Source organism: Hydrogenivirga sp. 128-5-R1-1, assembly GCF_000171895.1.
On the sequence record NZ_ABHJ01000527.1, the window covers coordinates 1 to 1047 of the forward strand.

General features: G+C 31.4%; 1 protein-coding gene and 1 pseudogene. One reads left to right on the forward strand and one right to left on the reverse strand.

The window, feature by feature from the left end; translation table 11 throughout:
• Positions 1-237, forward strand: a pseudogene (locus HG1285_RS20145) (hypothetical protein); the annotation flags it as partial.
• Between the two features lie 12 nt (positions 238-249).
• Here the strand turns inward: HG1285_RS20145 and HG1285_RS00175 are convergent.
• Positions 250-1047 (reverse strand): IS256 family transposase (locus HG1285_RS00175; protein ID WP_008289737.1); only part of this gene is annotated, 798 nt, incomplete at its 5' end.

Here is a 1047-nt window from a genome sequence, read left to right on the forward strand (position 1 = left end):
AGACAACTGCTAACAGATAAAGGCATTAAAGAGGTGGAAAACAGTCTAAAAGAGATACCCCCTGAGATACAAGGGGTAATCAGAGGTTATATAAGAACAATAAAGCATTTAACAAAAGAGATAGAAAAGATAGAGGAAATAATAAACCAATATGTAGAAAAAAATCAAGAGATAAAAGAGAAGAAAGATATATTAGAGAGCATACCAGGTGTAGGGAAAATAACGAGACTTACCTAAAAAATTGTGTAATCAATCCAAAAATTTTTCAAGACCAAATTTAACATTTAAAATCTGCCTCATTTCATAAAGATTAGCCCTAAAAGCAGCAACAGGTTTTCTCATCCACTTGTCATTAAGGTTTGAAAGCTGTATAAACAAATTTATCTCTAAAGTCCTCATAGAAGGAAAATATCCTCCAAGCTCCAATCTCATCATCTCAAGCCCCGCATTTACACTCTCTACCACATTTGAGGTGTATATATGTTTCCTTATCTCCTGTTGATAATCTATAAAAGCCAAATAATTCTCCGATTTTTTCTCATATTGCTTTGATAAAGAAGGATTTAAATTTGAAAGCTCTTTTAAAAAGTTTTCCCAATGTCCTAATGCCTCGTCCTTTGTTAAACTTTCTTTTACAAAGGTCAAATGTTTATTTAAAAGACTATATTCTCTTTTACTGAATTTCCTTCTTAAATTTCTTTTCATATGTGTCCAGCAAAGCTGATGGTCTGAGTATGGGAAAAACTGATTTACCACATCTGTAAGCCCACTAAAATCATCTGATACAAATATAGCTACTTTCTTTAAACCCCTTGATATCATATCTTGAAATACTTCTATCCAAAAGCTTTTGTTTTCTTTTCCTTTTTTTATCCAGTATCCAAGGATTTGTTTGTATCCTTCCATGTCTATTGCTACTGCTAAATATATGCTAATGTTTGTTAGTTTTTCGTTTTCATCTCTCATTTTTGCATGATACGCATCTATAAATACTGCAAAAATTTCTTCTGGTAAAATGCTATTTTTATAAGCTTGTAGATGCTGATA